The following is a 1,876-nucleotide window of genomic DNA, read 5'->3' as shown; positions in this document are numbered from 1 at the left end:
GCGTGTCCTCGTCACCACCCTGACGAAGCGCATGGCCGAGGAGCTCACGGACTTCCTCGGCAACGCGGGGGTGCGCGTCCGGTACCTGCACTCCGACGTCGACACCCTGAAGCGCGTCGAGCTGCTCACCGAACTGCGTCAGGGCGTGTACGACGTCCTCGTCGGCATCAACCTGCTCCGGGAAGGTCTCGACCTGCCGGAGGTCTCGCTCGTCGCGATCCTCGACGCCGACAAGGAAGGGTTCCTCCGTTCCTCGACCTCGCTCATCCAGACGATCGGACGCGCGGCGCGCAACGTCTCGGGCCAGGTGCTCATGTACGCGGACAAGATCACCGACTCGATGCGCAACGCCATCGACGAGACCGACCGTCGCCGCGAGAAGCAGGTCGCGTACAACCTCGAGCACGGCATCGACCCGCAGCCGCTCCGCAAGAAGATCGCCGACATCACCGAGGTGCTGCAACGGGAGAACGACGACACCAAGGCGCTGCTCGAGGGTCGCCCGGCAGCGGACGGCCGACGCTCCCCGACCCCGAACCTCAAGCGCGGCGGCATCGCAGGCGAGGGGGCGACCCAGCTCGAGGCGACCATCGCGGACCTGAACGAGCAGATGCTCCAGGCCGCGGCCGAGCTGAAGTTCGAGCTCGCGGCGCGGCTCCGCGACGAGGTGCAGGACCTCAAGAAGGCACTCCGGCAGATGGAGTCCGCCGGCCATGTCCGCTGAGGCCGGCGGACGGCGCACCCTCGTCGTGACGGGTGCGACCGCCGGACTCGGGTACTGGGCGTCGGAGCAGCTCGCGGCGGCCGGACACCGGGTCGTCCTCGCGGCGCGGAACCCTGAGCGGACGGACGCCGCACTGCGCAGCATCCGAGCCGCAGTGCCCGACGCGGAGCTCGACCACGTCCGGCTCGACCTCGCGGACCTCGACTCGGTGGCAGCCGCAGCGGACACCCTCGGCGAGCGGTACCCCGACGGCCTCGACGCCCTCGTGGCGAACGCCGGCGTGGTGGGCTCCAGACAGCAGCGCACGACGGCGCAGGGTCACGAGCTGCAGATCGGCACGAACCACCTGGGGCACTTCGCACTGGCCGGGCGAGTGCTCCCGCTGCTCGCGCACCGCGCAGGCCGGATCGTCCACCTCGGTTCGATCGCCCACCGGTGGGCACGACTCGACCGTGCCGATCCGCTCGGCGCGGGGCACTACTCCAGCTACCGGCAGTACGGCCGGAGCAAGCTCGCCGTGATGCTCTTCGGCTTCGAGCTCGCCGAGCGGCTCGCCGACGCCGGTTCGCCCGTGTCGAGCGTCGTGGCGCACCCCGGGTTCTCCCTCGACGTACTGGCTCCGGACCGTCCCATCGTCGCGTCGGCCCGCCCGGAGCCCGCCTGGACGCGACCGGCGCAGCGGCTGTACGCACAGGGCAAGGACGCCGGAGCCGACCCGATCGTGCACGCCGCGGTCGGGGACGACGTCCGGTCCGGGGCGTACTGGGGGCCGGCTGGCCGGCTGCAGCTCCGCGGACCGGCGACCCCGGTCGTCGCGGAGTCGAAGGCCCACGACCGCCTCGAAGCGGCCCGGCTGTGGGCCGCGAGCGAGCGGGCGTCCGGGGTCGCGTTCGCTCTCGACGCACTCGGGTGATCCGCTCGACCCGACGAATGTCAGACCGGGTTCGTAGAATCGACGGCGATGACCATCACCTCTGACCGCGGTACCGCGACCCCGGGCCGGAACGCCTTCGGCGAGCCCGCTGACCTCCACCTCCCGGGCGGTACTGCGCCGCACAGCACCTCGACGCTCAGCGTCCGTGGTGCGCGCGTGCACAACCTCCGCGACGTCGACCTCGAGATCCCCCGCGACTCGCTCGTCGTCTTCACCGG

3 protein-coding genes are annotated in these 1,876 nt (G+C 71.7%); all 3 read left to right on the top strand.

All coding sequences use genetic code 11. The annotated features are described in order from the left end of the window. Positions 1-724 (top strand): helicase-related protein (locus I59_RS03755; RefSeq protein WP_022902726.1); only part of this gene is annotated, 724 nt, incomplete at its 5' end. Next, positions 714-1,637 carry an SDR family NAD(P)-dependent oxidoreductase gene (locus tag I59_RS03750; protein ID WP_022902725.1) on the top strand — a complete coding sequence of 308 codons (924 nt, stop codon included), beginning with the start codon at positions 714-716 and terminating at the stop codon, positions 1,635-1,637. The genes I59_RS03755 and I59_RS03750, both read left to right, overlap by 11 nt. Before the next feature lie 48 nt (positions 1,638-1,685). Continuing rightward, a partial coding sequence (locus I59_RS19105; protein ID WP_042726433.1) for a hypothetical protein occupies positions 1,686-1,876 on the top strand: 191 nt, incomplete at its 3' end.

Origin of the sequence: Curtobacterium sp. B8, from assembly GCF_000333315.1 — a bacterium.
Classification (GTDB): domain Bacteria; phylum Actinomycetota; class Actinomycetes; order Actinomycetales; family Microbacteriaceae; genus Curtobacterium; species Curtobacterium luteum.
Note: the sequence above shows the minus strand (reverse complement) of the source record. Positions and strands in the feature narration are given on the sequence as shown.

Bases quoted from the DNA above. Each gene is read 5' to 3' on its own strand.
- I59_RS03750 (WP_022902725.1), top strand. From the start codon at position 714: ATGTCCGCTGAGGCCGGCGGACGGCGCACCCTCGTCGTGACGGGTGCG.